Annotated in this window: 11 protein-coding genes; 3 read left to right on the forward strand and 8 right to left on the reverse strand. The window is 48.9% G+C overall.

The genetic code is table 11. The features are described from left to right. Window positions 1-550 precede the first annotated feature (550 nt). The 7 genes from AAIH57_RS26350 to AAIH57_RS26380 form a co-directional block, all read right to left on the reverse strand. Entirely contained in the window at window positions 551-1,096 is a 546-nt protein-coding gene (locus tag AAIH57_RS26350) for an N-acetyltransferase family protein (protein ID WP_430023573.1), read from the reverse strand. Between the two features lie 52 nt (window positions 1,097-1,148). Next, window positions 1,149-2,753, reverse strand: coding sequence for a response regulator (locus tag AAIH57_RS26355; RefSeq protein WP_430023574.1), 1,605 nt, complete (start codon window positions 2,751-2,753; stop codon window positions 1,149-1,151). After that, the gene (locus tag AAIH57_RS26360; protein WP_430023575.1) at window positions 2,750-4,636 is read right to left on the reverse strand and encodes a cache domain-containing sensor histidine kinase; all 1,887 of its coding nucleotides are present in this window, start codon (window positions 4,634-4,636) and stop codon (window positions 2,750-2,752) included. The genes AAIH57_RS26355 and AAIH57_RS26360 overlap by 4 nt, the downstream gene beginning before the upstream one ends. Window positions 4,637-4,661: 25 nt before the next feature. Then, the gene (locus AAIH57_RS26365) at window positions 4,662-5,510 is read right to left on the reverse strand and encodes a carbohydrate ABC transporter permease (protein ID WP_175393918.1); all 849 of its coding nucleotides are present in this window, start codon (window positions 5,508-5,510) and stop codon (window positions 4,662-4,664) included. Further along, window positions 5,507-6,457, reverse strand: a complete 951-nt coding sequence (locus AAIH57_RS26370; RefSeq protein ID WP_217506281.1) for a carbohydrate ABC transporter permease — start codon at window positions 6,455-6,457, stop codon at window positions 5,507-5,509. Before AAIH57_RS26370 ends, AAIH57_RS26365 begins: the two co-directional genes overlap by 4 nt. A gap of 48 nt (window positions 6,458-6,505) precedes the next feature. Then, the gene (locus AAIH57_RS26375) at window positions 6,506-7,840 is read right to left on the reverse strand and encodes an ABC transporter substrate-binding protein (RefSeq protein WP_175393917.1); all 1,335 of its coding nucleotides are present in this window, start codon (window positions 7,838-7,840) and stop codon (window positions 6,506-6,508) included. A 219-nt stretch (window positions 7,841-8,059) separates the two neighbouring features. Next, window positions 8,060-10,381, reverse strand: a complete 2,322-nt coding sequence (locus AAIH57_RS26380; RefSeq protein WP_430023576.1) for a glycoside hydrolase family 88/105 protein — start codon at window positions 10,379-10,381, stop codon at window positions 8,060-8,062. Window positions 10,382-10,687: 306 nt separating this feature from the next. Here AAIH57_RS26380 and AAIH57_RS26385 point away from each other — a divergent pair, with 306 nt between their 5' ends. Then, window positions 10,688-11,515 (forward strand): methyl-accepting chemotaxis protein, encoded by an 828-nt coding sequence (locus AAIH57_RS26385; RefSeq protein WP_175393915.1) that lies wholly within the window; start codon window positions 10,688-10,690, stop codon window positions 11,513-11,515. 125 nt (window positions 11,516-11,640) lie between these two features. Here the strand turns inward: AAIH57_RS26385 and AAIH57_RS26390 are convergent, their stop codons facing one another. Next, window positions 11,641-12,459 carry an endonuclease/exonuclease/phosphatase family protein gene (locus tag AAIH57_RS26390; protein ID WP_175393914.1) on the reverse strand — a complete coding sequence of 273 codons (819 nt, stop codon included), beginning with the start codon at window positions 12,457-12,459 and terminating at the stop codon, window positions 11,641-11,643. A gap of 279 nt (window positions 12,460-12,738) precedes the next feature. Between AAIH57_RS26390 and AAIH57_RS26395 the strand changes: the two genes are divergently transcribed. Together AAIH57_RS26395 and AAIH57_RS26400 are read left to right on the forward strand one after the other, a co-directional pair. After that, window positions 12,739-14,502: an SWIM zinc finger family protein gene (locus tag AAIH57_RS26395; protein ID WP_430023577.1), complete on the forward strand. Its 1,764-nt coding sequence runs from the start codon at window positions 12,739-12,741 to the stop codon at window positions 14,500-14,502. 5 nt (window positions 14,503-14,507) lie between these two features. Then, window positions 14,508-17,516 carry a DEAD/DEAH box helicase gene (locus AAIH57_RS26400; protein WP_430023662.1) on the forward strand — a complete coding sequence of 1,003 codons (3,009 nt, stop codon included), beginning with the start codon at window positions 14,508-14,510 and terminating at the stop codon, window positions 17,514-17,516. Window positions 17,517-17,622 lie beyond the last annotated feature (106 nt).

A 17,622-nucleotide genomic window follows, 5' to 3' on the forward strand; every position in this document is an offset into this window, starting at 1 on the left:
TCGTTGTTCAGTTTTCAAAGATCAAACTTCGTTTGCATCCGAGTGTTGTTCTCTTCAGCAACTTTTATATCTTATCATGTCCGAACCAATTTAGCAAGCAGTTTTTTTTAAGTTTCTTTCGAAGCTTATTTGGTTTGCTTACCGCACCGTGTTTCTCGTGTTTTCTTGGCCGGAAATATAATATATCACGCTGTTACATTAATTACTACATGTAAAATATCCCAAATAACTTACTCGGTAATTGAATCGAATAGCATAAGTATGTTTGCTGTTACTCCCACAATCAAACCGAGCATACTGATCTTATCTATTATACTTGCAAGCCGATATTAGTCAGCACAATTAAACAGACAATCTTATCTAGTATTAGTGTTCAGGTAAGTATGGCAGCTTATTATATTGCGCTCCCCTTTCTAGCTTATATTATTGGAGATCATAATAGAAACCTTATATAACCTCTATGATATTAGCCACACACTATATTCTGTTTCTTCTATATATAGTAGTTAACATATGAACAACAGTATTATTGAACGCAGACCTACTCCAATCAACTCTTAAACCTACCCATCACAATCGTATCGTAATACTTCCCATCGGCATGTTTCCGGTCCTTTTTCAAAACACCTTCAATTTCAAAACCCATTCCTTTATACAGTTCTATCGCTTTATCGTTGGTTTCCAGCACGTTCAGCGTCATTTTCTCGACACCACTCGTGTCTGCCCAATGGATCGACAGCTCCAGCAGTTTCTTCCCGATTCCGTACCCCCAGTGATTTCTGGCAACACATACACCAAACTCAACCTTATGCCAAAATCGCTTTAGATCGGAACCCTCACATCTGGAGTACCCAACGATCTCTCCCTGCACATCAGCAACGAGGAACAGGTTTCGATCCTTCTCGTTATCCAAACGAATAATCTCTGTAAATTCAGCTGGCCCAATAAAAGCCTCGCCCTGCTCCCGATCCATGTTCTCCGTCTCTCCATCAATCTGTACACGAAGCCGAGATAATGCCTCAGCATCCTTTTCCTCTGCGGATCTAATGGAGTAAGCCAATTCTTTCACGATAAAGTCCTGTTCTTCAATGTTCATCTATACTTTCCTCCTATTCCTTTCTATATTACTACGATTATGGACCAATGCCCTATCCGAATTCGGATGGACTCTTACCCGTAAGCATCTTGAAAACCTGGCTGAAATACGTGGCGTTACGAAAGCCCGTCATCTCGCTAACCTCGTAGACCATATAATGACCCGACTGCAGCAGCTCCATCGCCTTTCGAATTCGATAACCGTTCAGATAACTCACGAAATTCTCCCCGGCCACCCTTTTGAACAACTGACTCAAATATTTGGGATGCACAAAAAGTCCCTTGGCAATGGCCTCAAAGCTGATTTCGTCAGCATAATGCTGCTCCACGTACTGTTTCACCTGATCCACCAGTCTATTGCTTTTTTTCTCCGTCATCTCTTTCCGTGTCTGCTCTATCCAGTCTCCAGTAATGGCGTCCATCCAGCATAGCAAATCCTGTAGTGAATACTTGGATTGAATATCCCGCAGAAACTCACTCATCGCCAGTGGCGGCTGCAATAAGGGATATTGTCTGTTCCAGCTATGAATTAAGGTGTCGAATAGACTTACGGCCACAACCTGTACATCTTGAATATTAGTACAAATGCCATCCTCAAATAAATGGCGAATTTGCAGCCATATCTCCTCTGCCAGATCGGTCCGCATATCTGCCCATGACTCGTTCCACTGCCGCAGCAGCAAAGAATAATCGGTGACATCCGTTTCTACTTTTTCTATTGAATCGTATGGATAGACACGACTGCCTCCCTGAAATTCCGCCATCTCAAGCGCTTCTCTGCTCTCCAGATAGGAGTCCATTACCTCGCATATATGCTCTTTGGGTGTTCCAATCCCAGCGCTCATTTCCAATTTCAGATACGTAAATATCTGATCAATCATCCGCTCAACAAGTATTTCGAACTGTCCATACATTTCCTCCCTACCAAAAAGAAGCAGTACAAACACCTGATCCGAATAGTCCAGAACTTCCACCTGGCTGTCCTGCATGTGCGCAATCTGTTCCTTAACCGTCTCCTGAATAATATCTGCTGCCCCGTAACGGAGCAGCTGCCAGTCCCGCTCTTTCATCCGTGCCAGAAATCCGGGACGATTCAGCTGCAGACTAATCGCACGTACCTGCGAAGACATCGGAATACCCACGTAATCCATACGTTCCTGCGGCAACTCATCTGCCAGATAGCGTGTGGTCAGGAGCTCGTGCAGAAACTGTTTGCGCAAATAGGGAACTACCTTCCCAATCTCCTGCTTGTATGTCCGCTCCAGCTCCTCATGGCGCTCTCGCACTTCCTGCTCCAACAGAACCTCACGCAGCACCGACTCAATCTCCTCTACCTCCGCCGGTTTCAGCAAAAAGTGATTAACCCCCCATCGCATGGCGGCACGAGCATTCTCAAATTCATCATAACCACTTAGAATAATGATTGGCAGATGAGGGTGATTACGCCGGAGCGCCTGTGTCACCTCAAGTCCTGTCATACCCGGCATATATACATCCGTCATAACCAGATCGGGACGCAGCCGCTCAAACTGTTCCAGTGCATCAATTCCGTTGGAAGCGGTGCCTGCAATACGAAGGCCGAGGGAGGGCCACTCAATATGATCAGTTAATGCCTTTATAATATGTGGATCATCGTCTACAAGCATGATGGTTTTCATACCTTCTCACCGTCCAGCCAGAGATTTAACTGCTCTTCCGTCTCAATGCGCGGCAAACAGATGGTCACTTCCAAACCTCCCGAACTACCTGTGTATAGATCAACTCCATATCCCTTGCCACAATATAACTGAATGCGCTGATGAACATTTCTCACTCCAATACCACGTGAGTCTTCCAGCTTCCACTCTGCCGGCAGGCCTTGACCATTATCCATAATTCGAATAAAGACTTGTGAAGGATCTCCAATTTCTTCGCTGATCGCCACACGTATTCGAAGATTCTCCTCTTGGGGATGCGCGTGCATGACGGCATTTTCAATAAAGGGCTGCAAAACAATTTTGGGAATGTAACAACCACGGACACGTGGATCAATCTTTTCCTCATAATCAATGGAGAACGGCAGCCGTTCAGCTTGAATGCTGACATAACAACGAGCATGCTCCAGCTCATCACGAACTTTAATAAACATTCTGCCTCCACTAAGTCCAATGCGTAAAAGTTTGCTGAGCTGCACAATCATGCGGCTGATGTCCTTGGCTTCATAATCAAGCGCACGCCAGTGGATCATATCAAGTGTATTGTAGAGAAAATGGGGTTTGATCTGCGCCTCCAGCAGGCTCGTCTGGGCCTCCCGCTTCGCACGGCTCTCCTCCTTGACCTGATCCATCAGCTCCGTCAATCTTGATGCCATATGATTGAAGCCATAAGCCAGGTGAGCATATTCCTCTGTAAACGAGAGTTGGACCCGGGTCTCAAAGTCTCCCTTCTCGAGCTGCCTCATTCGTTTGATCAGCTGACGAAGGGGACGTACAATTCTCCGGACGAACAGATACGCAAATACGGCAGAACATAGCAGTCCAACCACAGCAATTCCAAGCACCTGCCATCCGGCGTACCTGACGGGAGATAGCAGTGTATGTACAGGAATCGTCTGCACCAGACGCCACTGAAGCGTGGCCGGTTTGGAATATAACACGAGTTGTGCACCGCCAGCATTGCCAGATACCACTTCAAATCCGTCTTCATTATGTTCGGCATGGGTTCGAATCCAATCACGGTCTACAACCGGTAATGTTCCCTTAGTGGATGAGCCCACCGGCAGGGATGAGTCCGCTGCACTTGCTGCAGCAGCATTACCATTGGAATTTTGATCAGATTCCTTCGTCTGGTCTGCATCTCCCATCTGCATAACGACATTGCCCGCCGTATCCACCAGCAGTACCTGTCCATCCAACACCATCGGCATGTCCGCGAATCGGCGTACGATATCCTCGCGACTTAAGCGGATCAAAACGTAAGCCACCGTACCCCCACGGCTGTCAAAGATACGCTGGGCATACCCAACCAGGGAATGTCCCGATTCATTTTCACGCAAAGGCACCCAAGCTGCGTCCGCCTGTTCCAGTGCTGCGAACCAGGAATCCCCGGCAATCGTATCCACTGGAAAGATTCGGTCAGCCATCGTGACAGTAACACCATTGAAAGCATCTGTATACAATTCCACCGAGGTAATGCCTTCGCTAACGACAAGTGTATGGTCCAGAATTTTGGCCAGTTCTCGCCGCTGATGGATCTGCGTAAGTCTCCCTGTACCTGCTGTTTCCAACAAATTCGTAAGATCCCGGTTGCTTGCGAGCGAATAGGCAGTCCCCGTCACCCCTGTAATAAAATCAAACCCCCGCCGGGTGCTCTCGTTCAGAAGCGCCAGCCGTGCTTTGCTGATCTCGGTAAAGGTCACCGTAGAGAAGGACTGATATGCCAGCCAGACGATAATGGATACGAGCAGCAGGTTAAACGCAATAAAGCAAGTCACCATCAGTGTGGTGAGCTTGCTTTGCTGCAGCTTTTGATTGATAAACAGGGATAATCTTCGTTTCCCCATGAAATCAACTCATTTCGTTTTGGAATTAACCTTTGAGTCCGGAGGTCGCGATTCCTTCCACGAAGTACTTTTGACATACGATAAATACGATAAAACAAGGCACCAACGAAAGCACAGACATGGCAAACATCGGACCCCAATCGGATTGGGAACTGGAATCAAGGAACAGGCGAAGTCCCAGCGGTACTGTGTACTTGCTGACATCACTCAGATAGATCAGCTGGCTGAAGAAATCATCCCATGTCCATAAAAAGGTGAAGATCATTGTGGTCACCAGTGCCGGAAAGGCCAGCGGAATAATGACTTTGGTGTAGATGCGTACAGGTCCGCAGCCATCAATGGTGGCCGCCTCATCAAGCTCTTTGGGCAAACCCCGGAAGAACTGAACCATCAGGAAAATAAAGAAGGCGTCGGTTGCAAGCCATTTTGGCACGACCAAAGGCAAGTACGTATTCACCCATTCCAAATGGTTGAACAGGATATATTGTGGGATCAGCGTCACATGATGCGGCAGCATGATCGTCATTAACATCAAGCCAAAGCAGATGGCCTTGAAACGAAAATCAAGTCTGGCAAAGGCATATGCCGCCATTGAACAAGAGACCACATTGCCCAGCACGGCACCCAGTGACAGGACAATGGAGTTGGTCAGAAAACGGGAGAATGGATTTCCTTGTATTCCCGTCCAGCCATTCATGTAATTTTGAAAGTTCCATTCCTGCGGCCAGAACCATGTTTCACTAAAAATCATATGTCCCGGCTTGAACGAACTGCCCAGCATCCAGAGCACCGGATACAACATGACAAAGGCAATTCCAGAGATCAGGATATGTTTCATGGCAATCCAAGCCGCAGAATTCCGTTGTCCAATCATGATTTTCCACCATCCTCATAATGGACCCACAGCTTGCTGCTGCGGAATACCAGCAATGTAAACACACCGATCAGGATCACCAGCACCCAGGCCATTGCGGACGCATAGCCCATCTGAAAGAAAGAGAATCCTTTTTTATACAGATACAGGGAATACATCAGTGTTGAATTAACCGGCCCCCCGCTGCCGTTACTAATGACGAAGGCTTGCGTAAACGACTGAAAAGACGTAATCAGCTGCATCACCAGATTGAAGAAAATCACCGGCGACAGAATCGGCAGCGTTATATAGAAGAAACGCCGGAATGGACCTGCTCCATCAACTGCTGAAGCTTCATCATATTCAGGCGGAATCTGCTTCAAGCCTGCCAGGAAAATGATCATGGACGATCCGAATTGCCACACGGACAACAGCACGATGGAGTACAGGGCGTATTTCGGATTGGCAACCCAATCCGGCGCCTTGATGCCCACCATCGCAAGCACACCGTTGAGCAATCCGTCGCCACCCAGCATTTTGCGCCACAACATGGCAATAGCCACACTGCCGCCAAGCAGGGTTGGGATGTAGTACACGGTCCGGTAAATGCCGAGACCCCGGATCCCCTTGTTCAACAGCATCGCTACAAGCAGGGCAAAGATCAGCTTGATCGGCACGGACACCGCAACATACGTAAAGGTAACTTTGAGCGATTGGGTAAACAGCTTATCCGAAGTAAACATGGTTGTGTAGTTACCCAGACCGACCCAGGAAGGGGCGGCCAGGATACTGTAATCCGTGAATGAAATGTATAACGAAACCAGCATTGGACCAAGAGTCAGGAACAACAAACCAATCAGCCATGGAGCAAGGAACAGCAGTGCTGCTCTATTATGTGCGTATCTCCGCTTCACCCTCCGGGCTGTCACTCGTTCGGCTCGGGCCTGACTGACCTGTGTTGTACTCATCTTCGCAACCTCCCCGCAGAATTGGACATATGGGAACCAGACAAGCGGTTATTGACTCGACGCAAGGGTGGCCTTGGCTCCCTCAATAAACTGAGCAATCACATCCGATGCATTGCCTTGACCGAAAGCGATCTGCTCGCTTGCACTTTTGAAGCTGGTGTCCACTTCGGAGAATCCCTGCGGATAAGGAGGATCAATCTCACTGGAGTTCTTGGATACAACATCGATGAATTGAAAAATGGCTTGCTCCGCCTCTGGCAGTGTTGGCTGCAGCTGCTCACGGATGCTTGAATTGACAGGCACACCGCGTTCCGAACCGAGAATGGCGGTAGCTTCGGGATCATTCACCATGAAGTCGATAAACATGGCCACTTCTTTGGGGTGTTTTGTTTTGGCATAGCCGGAGATAAACTGGCTTGGTTTCAAGTATTCGCCGATTTGCTTCTCATCCACACCATGAGGAATGACTTGTATCCCGAGCTTATGATCCTGGTTTTTATTCACCTGCTGAAACGTCAGCAATTGGTTGGACCACGCAAAATCCATGGCTGCTGTACCGAGCGAGATCGGGCGTGTCTCCAGTGCATTCGTTGTGGATGCCGTCACCTCGGCGGTTGTTACGCCACCGCTTGTGCGCAGGGTGCCCCACATGTCGAACCACTGCTGCATTTCTTCGCTGGTCGCCGTGATCGTTCCATCTTCAAACAGACCTTTGCCCGTTTGGCGGATAAATACCTCAAACATGTTGGTTGTACCGGATATATCCGCTGAACCGTAAAATCCCTCCCCTTTGGCTGCTGCAATCCGGGTGGCAATATCACCAAAATCCTTCCACGTCCAGCTTTCCTGTGGTTCCTCGATCCCGAGTTCCTTAAAGAGAGTAGCATCATAGATGACGCCGGGGGCGTTTACGCCCAATGTAATCGCATATAACTTATCGTCAATTGATCCGGCCTTGAGCATGCTCTCGTCGTGATCCTCTGTGCGCAGCTCTTTGCTCTGACTATATGGGGTCAGATCCAGCAATGCGCCGCGACGGGCAAAGTCGGTCAGAAAAGCATAATCCATCTGCACGATATCCGGAGCATTCGAACCGGCCACTTGGGTGGTCAGTTTATCCATGTAACCGTCCCAACCGGAATATTCCGGTTTGATCGTAATACCGGGGTGCTTTTCTTCAAACAGCTTGATCACTTTGGTTGTCAGATCGTGGCGAGTTTGCGATCCCCACCAGGTCATGCGCAGTTGAATGCTGCCCGAGGCATCTCCTTCACTTCCGTCACCAGATGAAGCCGTTGAACCAGAAGATCCTCCGGAACAAGCTGTAGCAAACAATAACAGGGACATGCAGAACAGGGTAACCCACTTTTTGGTGATCAACATGAATGAATTTCCTCCCCTTTTTGCTTTTATGGAATCGCTTACAAAAAATATTGTAACGGCCTATGGCTGCTCATGACATAAACAAAAGTAAGCTTTCCTGTCAAAAAAGTAAGGGAGTTGGACATGTCGATGGTTCGATGAAATGGTTCATGTTCAAATAACCACCGGAAAGCCCATTTCCGGCAGTTATTTCGTTGATCTTTTTTTCAAGTCATATATTTAGGAATGCGTCACAGCAGTAGAGGTTTTCGTATGCCGTGTCAAGTATTCCTTCATCTTTGCAACCTCGGTTCCTGCCAGCATCATAATACCAATACCATGATTGTCATTCGTTACAGTAAGTAAATCCTTATCATAATATTCTGCCGTAAAGGCATACCTTGATCCACTGCAAACCCCGTGTACATTGCCTTGTCGATCAATTGCTTTGCAAGTCAGTCCGTTCCATGCCCGCTCAGAAGCTTTAATATAACGGTTAGGCTGCTCTAACCAGCCAAATCGAACCCCCCGCGCAAATCCATAGGCGAACATCGCAGTACAGGAAGCTTCCTGGTATGTCTCCGAATCATTTAACACCTGATGCCATAATCCATCCTTTCCCTGCAAAGCCGCATACCCTTCACATAATTCATTAAAAAAATCGATTAATGCCGGGCGGTCAGGGTGCTCTTCGGGTAAAGCCTCCAATACTTCAGTCAGGGAAAATAGTGTCCAGCCATTCCCGCGTCCCCACGGAATACGTGTCGCCTGATCATATTTAAAATCGTATACGTGAGACATAATCTTAAATTCAGGCATAAACAGATACTTGCGGTACAGTATAAATTGTCTGGCTGCTTCGTCCAGAGCAAACGTGTTTCCTGACAGGCGGGCATACCGAACGAGAAACGGCGTACTCATATAAAGGTCATCCGCCCACATCGTGTTCTCGGCAAACTCCCCAATGCACTCACGGTAAAACGCACCGTCTTCCTGTCGTTCCAACCGGGAGAGCATAAAATCGGCGATTCGCTCGGCAATCGGCAAAAACGTCGGTTCATGGCATTCCGAGTACGCCTCCAACATGGCTGAACCAAAGGACCCGCAGTTATCCAGCATTTTCAGCATGACCAGCTGCTGATTCACTGCAGGAAATCCATACTGCTCCCGATCCCACAGCGAGTAATCATACATCCGGGTACATGCCTGCACATGTTCTGTTGCATAATGAATAATGTCCGGTCTATGCAAATAACGTCCCGTCTGCAACAGTCCATATACGGTTACACCCAGCGGATAATCCCAACGACCGTAGTTGGTTACACTGCCGACAGTCCATTTGTTGCTTAACATGGCGTTCTCGTAGTAAGGACGAATCCATGCATCCGGTTGATCCAGCTGCCAATACGTTCGTTTTGTATGCACATGCTGGCTACCTTCTCCATTGCTGTCCTGTGACACACTTAACGTGTATACGCGATCTGTCCGCATCATTTCCTTAACATCAGGTTCCACATCATATTCAAAAGGACCGACATACATCCACTTCTCTCCTGAAGCTCCATGTACATGTCTGGGCAGCTCAAGTTCCAACTGCTTCCCATTCACGGCTGCGTTTAAAGTAAATTGCCATGGCTCAGCGGTATCACTACTGCATTCACTGCATACCAGTAAATCGCTCCGGCCGAAAGATGCATGCACCTCCGACTCAAACGATCCCGCTTCCTTTAATTGTACTGCTGGTGTGCCATTCAGCCATATCGTTAGCGGGCCGGAAGAATGACCGGATAATCGGATGGAGCTGCCCGTCGAATCGCTATTGTTCATCCGTGACCAAGCATACACCCGCTGTCCCGGAAGATGTCCGTATAATCGCTGCAAGGTAGACTTGTTCTTCATTTCAACAGGCCATTCCGGTTCAGGCAGCCATTCCAGTTGATGATCTTGTTCCATTCCAAGCAGGTTCCAGTCAGGATGACTGCCTCCGGATGTGCTGAAAGAAAGAGCTTCATCTCTGCTTACAGGCTTGGAGTAAACCCATCCGGCCTGTCCCTGACGTTCCTGAAAAGGTGCCAGTACATTCAGAATACGCACTTTCCCTTCATCCGAACCAAACTGGCATCCAAAACCGGCAGGTGTATATTTCATTTCGAGCAATAACATATTCCAGCCGGGCTTGATGTCGATTCCAAGCTTTACCGTCGCATCCGGATTAATCTCATCCATCACCGTAGAGCGGTACACCAACTGCTCATTGAAATAGAAACGAACAGGTCCGTAACAGCGGATCAGCACATCCAGATTCCGGTCCTCATCTCCCCAGACGAGTGCTGCGGCATAGGCTAATTGTCCTTTTTGGGTATCAGGGAAACGTTCGCTTAGATTGAGATCATACAACCCTTTCTCGTTTTGCAGAATACCTGATTTCTGAAACACCCGATACACAAAGTCAGCCTGTGCATTGGCTCCGATATATCTCTCAGCCAGCACCTTCAGCACTTGATCCTGATCCTCCCCAAACCGGTAGTTCATACTCTGCGGTTCATCAAAATACGTTGTCATGGATTGCCACATTCCTTTCCCGTTGGGATTAACAACATCTCTGCAAATGTATTGCCTGAAAAGTATAGAGTATAGCGCTTAACCTTGGTGAGCATCTCCCTTGATGGGTCAATTCCTCCTGTTTTATCCTCTGAACAGCCAAATATTACACCCAGTATAACTGACAGGATTGTTGGTGGCTATAGAAATTTGTTTGCGCTTTCAGATAGAATAGATCATATAATCGGTTTAAAAATGGGAAAGCCCTGCCGATATAGGTATTAGACTGGAAATTCCACTTTTTGTATGGGAAAGGAAAGATGAGCCTTGAGTATTCTTGAATCTTTGGTAAATGCTATGCCTTTTGTAAGACAGATGTTTCGTGATGATGTTTCCATATCTATTAATGATCATGAGAAAGTGCTATATTTTGCCGAAGCCAACGGTCTGGAGATTGGTGTAAACGTAGGGGACGAGCTGCATGAAGACTATAAGGATTTCAAAATGCTGACGAACCGCGATTCCCGTACCGTGGCACGGATGCCGGGCGATCTGCAAGGCAGACCTTTTGATGCGATTCTTATTCCAATTAAAGAGAATGATCAGGTTGTAGGCATATTAGGTGTCAATTACGCGCTGGATAACCATATTACCCTTGAGAAACTCATCGGTGAAAATGAAGCAACCATTAACGCCCTGTTAGGCGGCATCCAGCAAATTGCAGCACATTCGGAGGAACTATCGGCGACTTCGGAAGAAATTTTACGCAACTCCAAACAAGCCGCAGAGAATTCGGTCAGTGTAACCAAGGTAACCAACGTGATTCGTGAAGTATCTGAACAAACCAACCTGCTTGGCCTGAATGCCATGATTGAAGCCGCTCGTGTCGGCGATCTGGGAAGTGGCTTTGGCGTGGTTGCCAGTGAAGTTCGAAAGTTATCGGATCATACCAAACAAGCAGCCGCAGATATCGAAACCTCACTAGGCAGCGTTCAAAATTCCATGAAGCATATGGAGCTGGAGATCGGTCAGATTACAACCGCAACTGTGGATCAGGCACAGCTGGTCAGCGAGTTTATGCAAAGTATTGAGCAGCTCAGCGAAACCAGTGCAAATTTGAAAAAATTTGTAACAGAGATGCTGGCACTAGAGTAGGAATAGAAAGAGTTCATAATAATCTAAAAGTACATAATCTTAAGACATGAAAAAAGCCTCCAGCTGCATTTCCTAATAACAGGAACACAGCGGAGGCTTTCGTTTGATGAAAATGCAATGCCATCCTAGATTTCCACGGCAACGCCGTAGTGGTCAGATACAACCGGACCATTCTTGCCGTTAAGCACCACGGTCGAAGACTTTGCCTGCACTGGATGTTTGGAGAAAATATAATCAATACGCAAATCGCGTTTATTATCAGCCCATCCGGCAATGGCTTTTACGACCGTCGCTCCATCATCTTTCTGTTTTGCGGTGGTATAGAGGTCATTCCATCCATGACCGACTATGTGATCGTAGCCTTGCCCGCGTACTTCCGCAACATTATTAAAATCTCCCATGATAAACAGCGGCTGATCCATATAAGGAGCCAGCTTGCTCTCGGTCAGTTCCCATTGTCCCTTGAAAGGTTCCTGTTCATCATCCCACCAGTTATAGTGTCCGTTCACAAACCAGGTTGCTTCATCTTCAACGACCGTCTGTATACCCACAATTTTGCGTGTCCGGTAGTTGCTGTAATCACGCATATGAGAAACGTATTCTCCAAAGGACTGGGTAATCGGCGTCCGGCTCAGAATTGCCAGGCCCTCATCGTATTTGCTGAATCCGATATGGGTCGGAACCCATGTCCAGTAGTAGGTATCGGTTAGTTGCGTCAGCAAGACGTAGGCGTAGTTGTCCTTTTTAATGACAGCCTCAGGATCGGTGACAACAAAATGCTGCAAGTGTTCTGCGGACAATGCCGCCTCTTGTATCGATTGATTGACCTCCTGCATGGAGATCACATCAAACTGGTGTGTATTGATAAAGTCAGCCAGCTGGCTTATCTTGTTCAACTGATCTTCTTCCGCCCAGGCGTGTGTATTTAACGTAAGTATTTTCATATATGCTCTCTCCTGTTGATTGAATTGACCACTTCGAGGGCCTGTATCGTTCCTGAAAGGAATACATACGATAAGCATACACAATATGGAGCGATTACGCATGCTAGTAGATGAAGGAACACGTGGCCGTTTCGGATTATCTTCATCAAAAAGTCTCTTACAAGTTCTCTCAATCCATGCACGGAGCTGCTCATAACTGATATGATGGATACAGAAAATCCACACCATACGTCGTTGAGTCGTATGGACCGTTAAACCTATGATTGCCCAGGAGATGGAATGATGAACATACCGATTGACATGAAAATGGATGATGCGCAGTGGCAGCAGCTGATCAGAGAAGTTGCCGAGCACTTTAACAACCTGACGATCATGCGCGGATTCCAATATTATAAACAGAAACGTGTTGGATCATTAACTTTTACCGAACAACATGGAATTATAGCTGGCGTACAAGGCTCCGAAGACTATGAAGTCACCTTGAGTATTCAGTCCCTACCCACTAGTCACTGCACCTGCCCAGTGGGCGCAACTTGTAAACATATGATTGCGGTTATGATGTCTTATGCCGAGCTGATGGAACGCCCAGTGCATGCCATTGTGAACGCTCATTCCAGCACGGCCCTGAAACATGCTCCCAAGCCCGTGGCTTCCATGTCTGCACACTCGAATTATGTTTCCGACCAGGATCTGGACATCCCCCATCATCAGTACAGTCAGATCAAGGAGCGGGCATTAGAGCTTGAAGGCCTGGAGATCATGGAGTGGCACGAACTGTTCGAAAAATGTCTGGCCAGGTTGGGTACAGGCACGCCAAGTACAGCGTATGTGCAGGAAGCAGCCGACGAACTCTATGCGATTAAACCAAAGCTGTCTGCTGGCATGGATCAGTTATTTGAATTTCATGTCCACCTGTACCTTATGCGGTACTGCATACCTGCTCGTCATTCGACTACGCATACACCCATCTATCTAAGTTACCCTGTACAGCTTGCTGTAGATTCACTTCAGAAAGGAGTGGAACAGGTATTAACCCGCCCGCTTCAATTCGCTGATCTGCCAGACAATAAGCTCAAGCAACTGTGGAAACGGCTTGAAGAAACGGTAACATATCTCCGCACACAGATGATGCCGGAAACATCCACGTTGATGCTATTTACACCAATCTATCGGCAGGTATGGCTGAATTGGATCGTTCCTCACGTACAGAATCAGCAACTTCTCGAATCAGAGCTGAACATCTTGCAGGAAATAGAGGCCCAGTTGAAGGAAACAGCAGTCAATACACCAGGCAGCAGCGGCGGAAGCGTGCTAAGTGTTGCGAATTTGACGGGCAGCAGCCAGACGGGCAAGTCTGGAAAATCGCCGCCTTTGTCACTGGTGCTGGCACAGAGCTGGATGTACTTCCACTTGCAGCAGGATGAACAGGCCTGGCAGCGATTGACGAGTGGAAGTACGGCGTATGGCATCCCGGCAGAGCATCTGCTGCATTTTCTTCATGTACTCGCGGATGAATCAGACTGGAAGCGGCTCGGAGCATGGCTTGCTCAGCTTGGACCACTGCTGGCAAACCGCCGCAATGAACCATTGCAGGATTACATGAAGCTGTGGGATACGACAATTGAACATCTTCCCGAGACCGAAAATCACATGTGGGATACCCTTGTCAGCATGCTCCCCCACTCACGCCCCGCATACGAAGATGCCATGCACAGCCGTGGACAGTGGCGCCGTTGGATTGATTTTCAGTTGAGCACGGAAACGGAGCCGCTGGAATTCCGCGTGGCTGTGCTGCAGCCGATTGAAAAAGACGCACCAGAGCTGCTGCTCCCGTTCTACCATCAGGCGGTTGAGCGATATATTGGACACAAGAACAGGGACGGCTACAAAGCAGCGGTCAAGCTGCTGAAGAGACTGTCCAAACTCTACAAAAAATTGAAGCAAGAGGATCGCTGGGAAGATTTCATTACCGCACTGGCGGTGCGGAACAGCAGACTGCGCGCCCTGCAGGAAGAGCTTCGGAAAGGTAAGTTGATCTCATGAGCCTTATACATCCTTATACCGAAACGATTGAAGTCCATGTGGCATTAACCGGATACGGTGATGCCTTATTCTATGGAGCACTAAATACGCATCATTTTGTATCGGGGCAGTCGCTCAAGCAGCGACTATTTGCCTGGCATGCTCCCTCCTTCTACGGAACAGAGCTGGAGACTAGGCAGATCGAAGATATTGATCTGGTGGTACTGCCTGCGGAAGAAGTTATTCCTTTCTTCGCAGAGATGCATACGCTGCTGCACATTGAATGGAAATGGGACGAGCAGGCAGCTCACCTGATCAGGCTTGCCCCTGCACTCGCTGCCACCATTGAGAACCGGAAGTATGTCCCCAGCTTCACCGCCTTTCGCACAGGTCAGCTGCAATGGAGCTGGGATCTGGATAGTATGAAACCCCAGGATCGGACGGCTCTGAACAAAGCTCTTGATCAGACGGATGAGAGCTACGCCGAGGGACTCGGCGCAGCCTACTCTGCTTCGGTATTCCAGCGATGGTATAGCACCGAGGAAGCTGCAACCGATCTGCGGCGCGAGTTCCCTCAATTGTTCCCTCAAGGAGGTACACCACCAAGAACAGCAGGAATGGATGCCCAGGCCTGGCTTGTCTCCATCGGCTGGAAAGCAGACGCTGCCCCGTTCCGCCCTCTCCTGCAATTGCTGGAGCCGGATGACGATGAACCCGCATGGCGGCTGCGAGTGGTTTTGCAGGACAAGCTGGACGCAGCTACGCTCATTCCGGTTCGACTGGACTCCCGCGGACGGCTTGAAGGGGAATGGCCAGAGGTGTGGACGGCATTCATTCTTGACCGTTCTGCCGGGTGGCTGGAGCAGCTGCGTGCACATTTGCCGCGAATCAGCCGTTCCATTAGCGGAAGCCGAGATGTGCTAAGTGACCCGCTCAGCGATCAGGAGGCGTGGCAGTTCCTGACGGTGGACAGCGGCAGACTGCTGGAATCCGGCTGGCAGGTACTGCTTCCGGGATGGTGGGAAGCGGCTCGCAAGAAGAAGCCCAAGCTTCGTGCCAAGGTGAAGCCGGAGGAAGGCAGTGAACGTGGACAGTCATTCTTCGGACTGGATTCGATCATTCATTTTGACTGGCGAATTGCGATTGGAGATACCGATCTCAGTGAAGAGGAATTTGCCGATCTCGTTGCTCGCAACGAGCGACTGGTGCGTTTTCGCGGGGAATGGGTTCCGCTTGATCCTGCCCTGTTGGAGCAGATTCGACGGGCCATGGGCGGTGTCGACCGGGAACAGGGGTTGTCGTTTCAGGACATCCTGCACCTGCATCTGCTGCAAAATGAGCAGCGTGAGTATCGTAATCAGAAACGCCAGGAAGGACAGGAAGAAGAACAGCCACAATCTGCCGAGAACATCAAGCTTGAAGTCGAGTTGAACGAACACCTGAACCGGATCATTGCACAGCTTGGCGGTGGACAAGGCGGTGCTCCATCCCTTCCCGTTCCAACTGGACTGCATGCCGAACTGCGTTCCTATCAGAAGGAAGGCTTCGCCTGGCTTGGATTTCTGCGCAGATTCGGTCTCGGAGCATGCCTTGCTGATGATATGGGCCTTGGCAAAACGATTCAGTTTATTACGTATTTGCTGCATATTAAGGAAAACCAGCCGCGGTTACCTGGAGATGCCCCCGCCCTTCTCGTCTGTCCAACTTCGGTATTAGGGAACTGGCAGAAGGAAATCAGTCGTTTTGCACCATCGATCAACGTCAGTCTGCACTATGGAGCACGCAGACTTAGCGGAGATCAATTCAGGGAGCAGACTGAACAGGTGGATATCATCATTACTTCGTATGCCACGGCTACCCTGGACCAAGAAATGCTGCAGGAGTACACTTGGGCATCCATCTGTCTGGATGAGGCACAGAATATTAAAAATGCACAGACCAAGCAATCCATGGCCGTACGCAGTTTCCCGGCCAAACACCGCATCGCACTGACAGGTACACCGATCGAGAATCGGCTGGCTGAGCTATGGTCCATCTATGATTTCATTAATCCGGGATACCTTGGCAGCGCACGCGCCTTCCAAACCCGGTTTATCAGCGCAATCGAGAAAGACAAGGACGAGCAGCGAATGCAGGATTTGCAGCAGTTGGTCAAGCCATTCATGCTTCGCCGCAAGAAAAAGGATCCGAATATCCAGCTTGATCTGCCGGACAAAAACGAAATGAAGACTTACATTCATCTTACTGGTGAGCAAAGTGCCCTATACGATCAATCCGTGCAGGCACTGATGGATAAAATGAAAGAGCTGGAGGGCATCAAGCGCAAAGGTGCCATTCTGTCCGCATTAACCCAGCTCAAGCAGCTGTGTGACCATCCGCTGCTTCTGACCAAGGAAGCCCTGCCGGAGACGCTGTCTTCGGATGGCTCCAGAACCGAGTATGACCTGTATAGTCCACAGGACATGGCGATGCTGATCAGCCGCTCCGCGAAGCTGGAACGGCTGATGGAACTGGTCCGCGAACTGCGGGAGGAGGGCGAGCGCTGCCTTATTTTCACCCAATACATCGGTATGGGTCAGATGCTGCAGCAAGTTCTCCAGCAGGAGCTCCAAGAACCCGTGCTCTATCTCCATGGTGGTACATCCAAGACCGCACGGGACCGCATGATCGAGCAGTTCCAGTCCCGGACATTGCCTCCACAGGAACAGCCATCCGTCTTCATCCTGTCCATCAAGGCAGGCGGCGTGGGGCTGAATCTGACGGCAGCGAATCATGTATTTCACTTTGACCGCTGGTGGAACCCTGCCGTGGAAAACCAGGCCACCGACCGTGCGTACCGAATGGGGCAGACGAAGGACGTTCAGGTTCACAAATTCATCTCCCTCGGCACGCTGGAAGAGCGCATCGACGAGATGTTGGAGAGCAAGCAGCAGCTTAGCGACAACATCATCACCAGTTCCGAGAATTGGATTACCGAGCTGTCGACAGACGAACTGAAGGACCTCTTCACTCGTCGTCGTGACTGGTCGGGTTAAAATAGAAGCTGCTATAACATCAGTCCATGTCCAAAAACACCAAAAAAGCGAAGTTACCGACCATGAGTCGAGAACTTCGCTTTTTGGTATGCCTAATGACCATTGA

This window comes from Paenibacillus sp. MABNR03 (assembly GCF_050455445.1).
GTDB classification, from domain to species: Bacteria; Bacillota; Bacilli; order Paenibacillales; family Paenibacillaceae; genus Paenibacillus; species Paenibacillus xylanilyticus.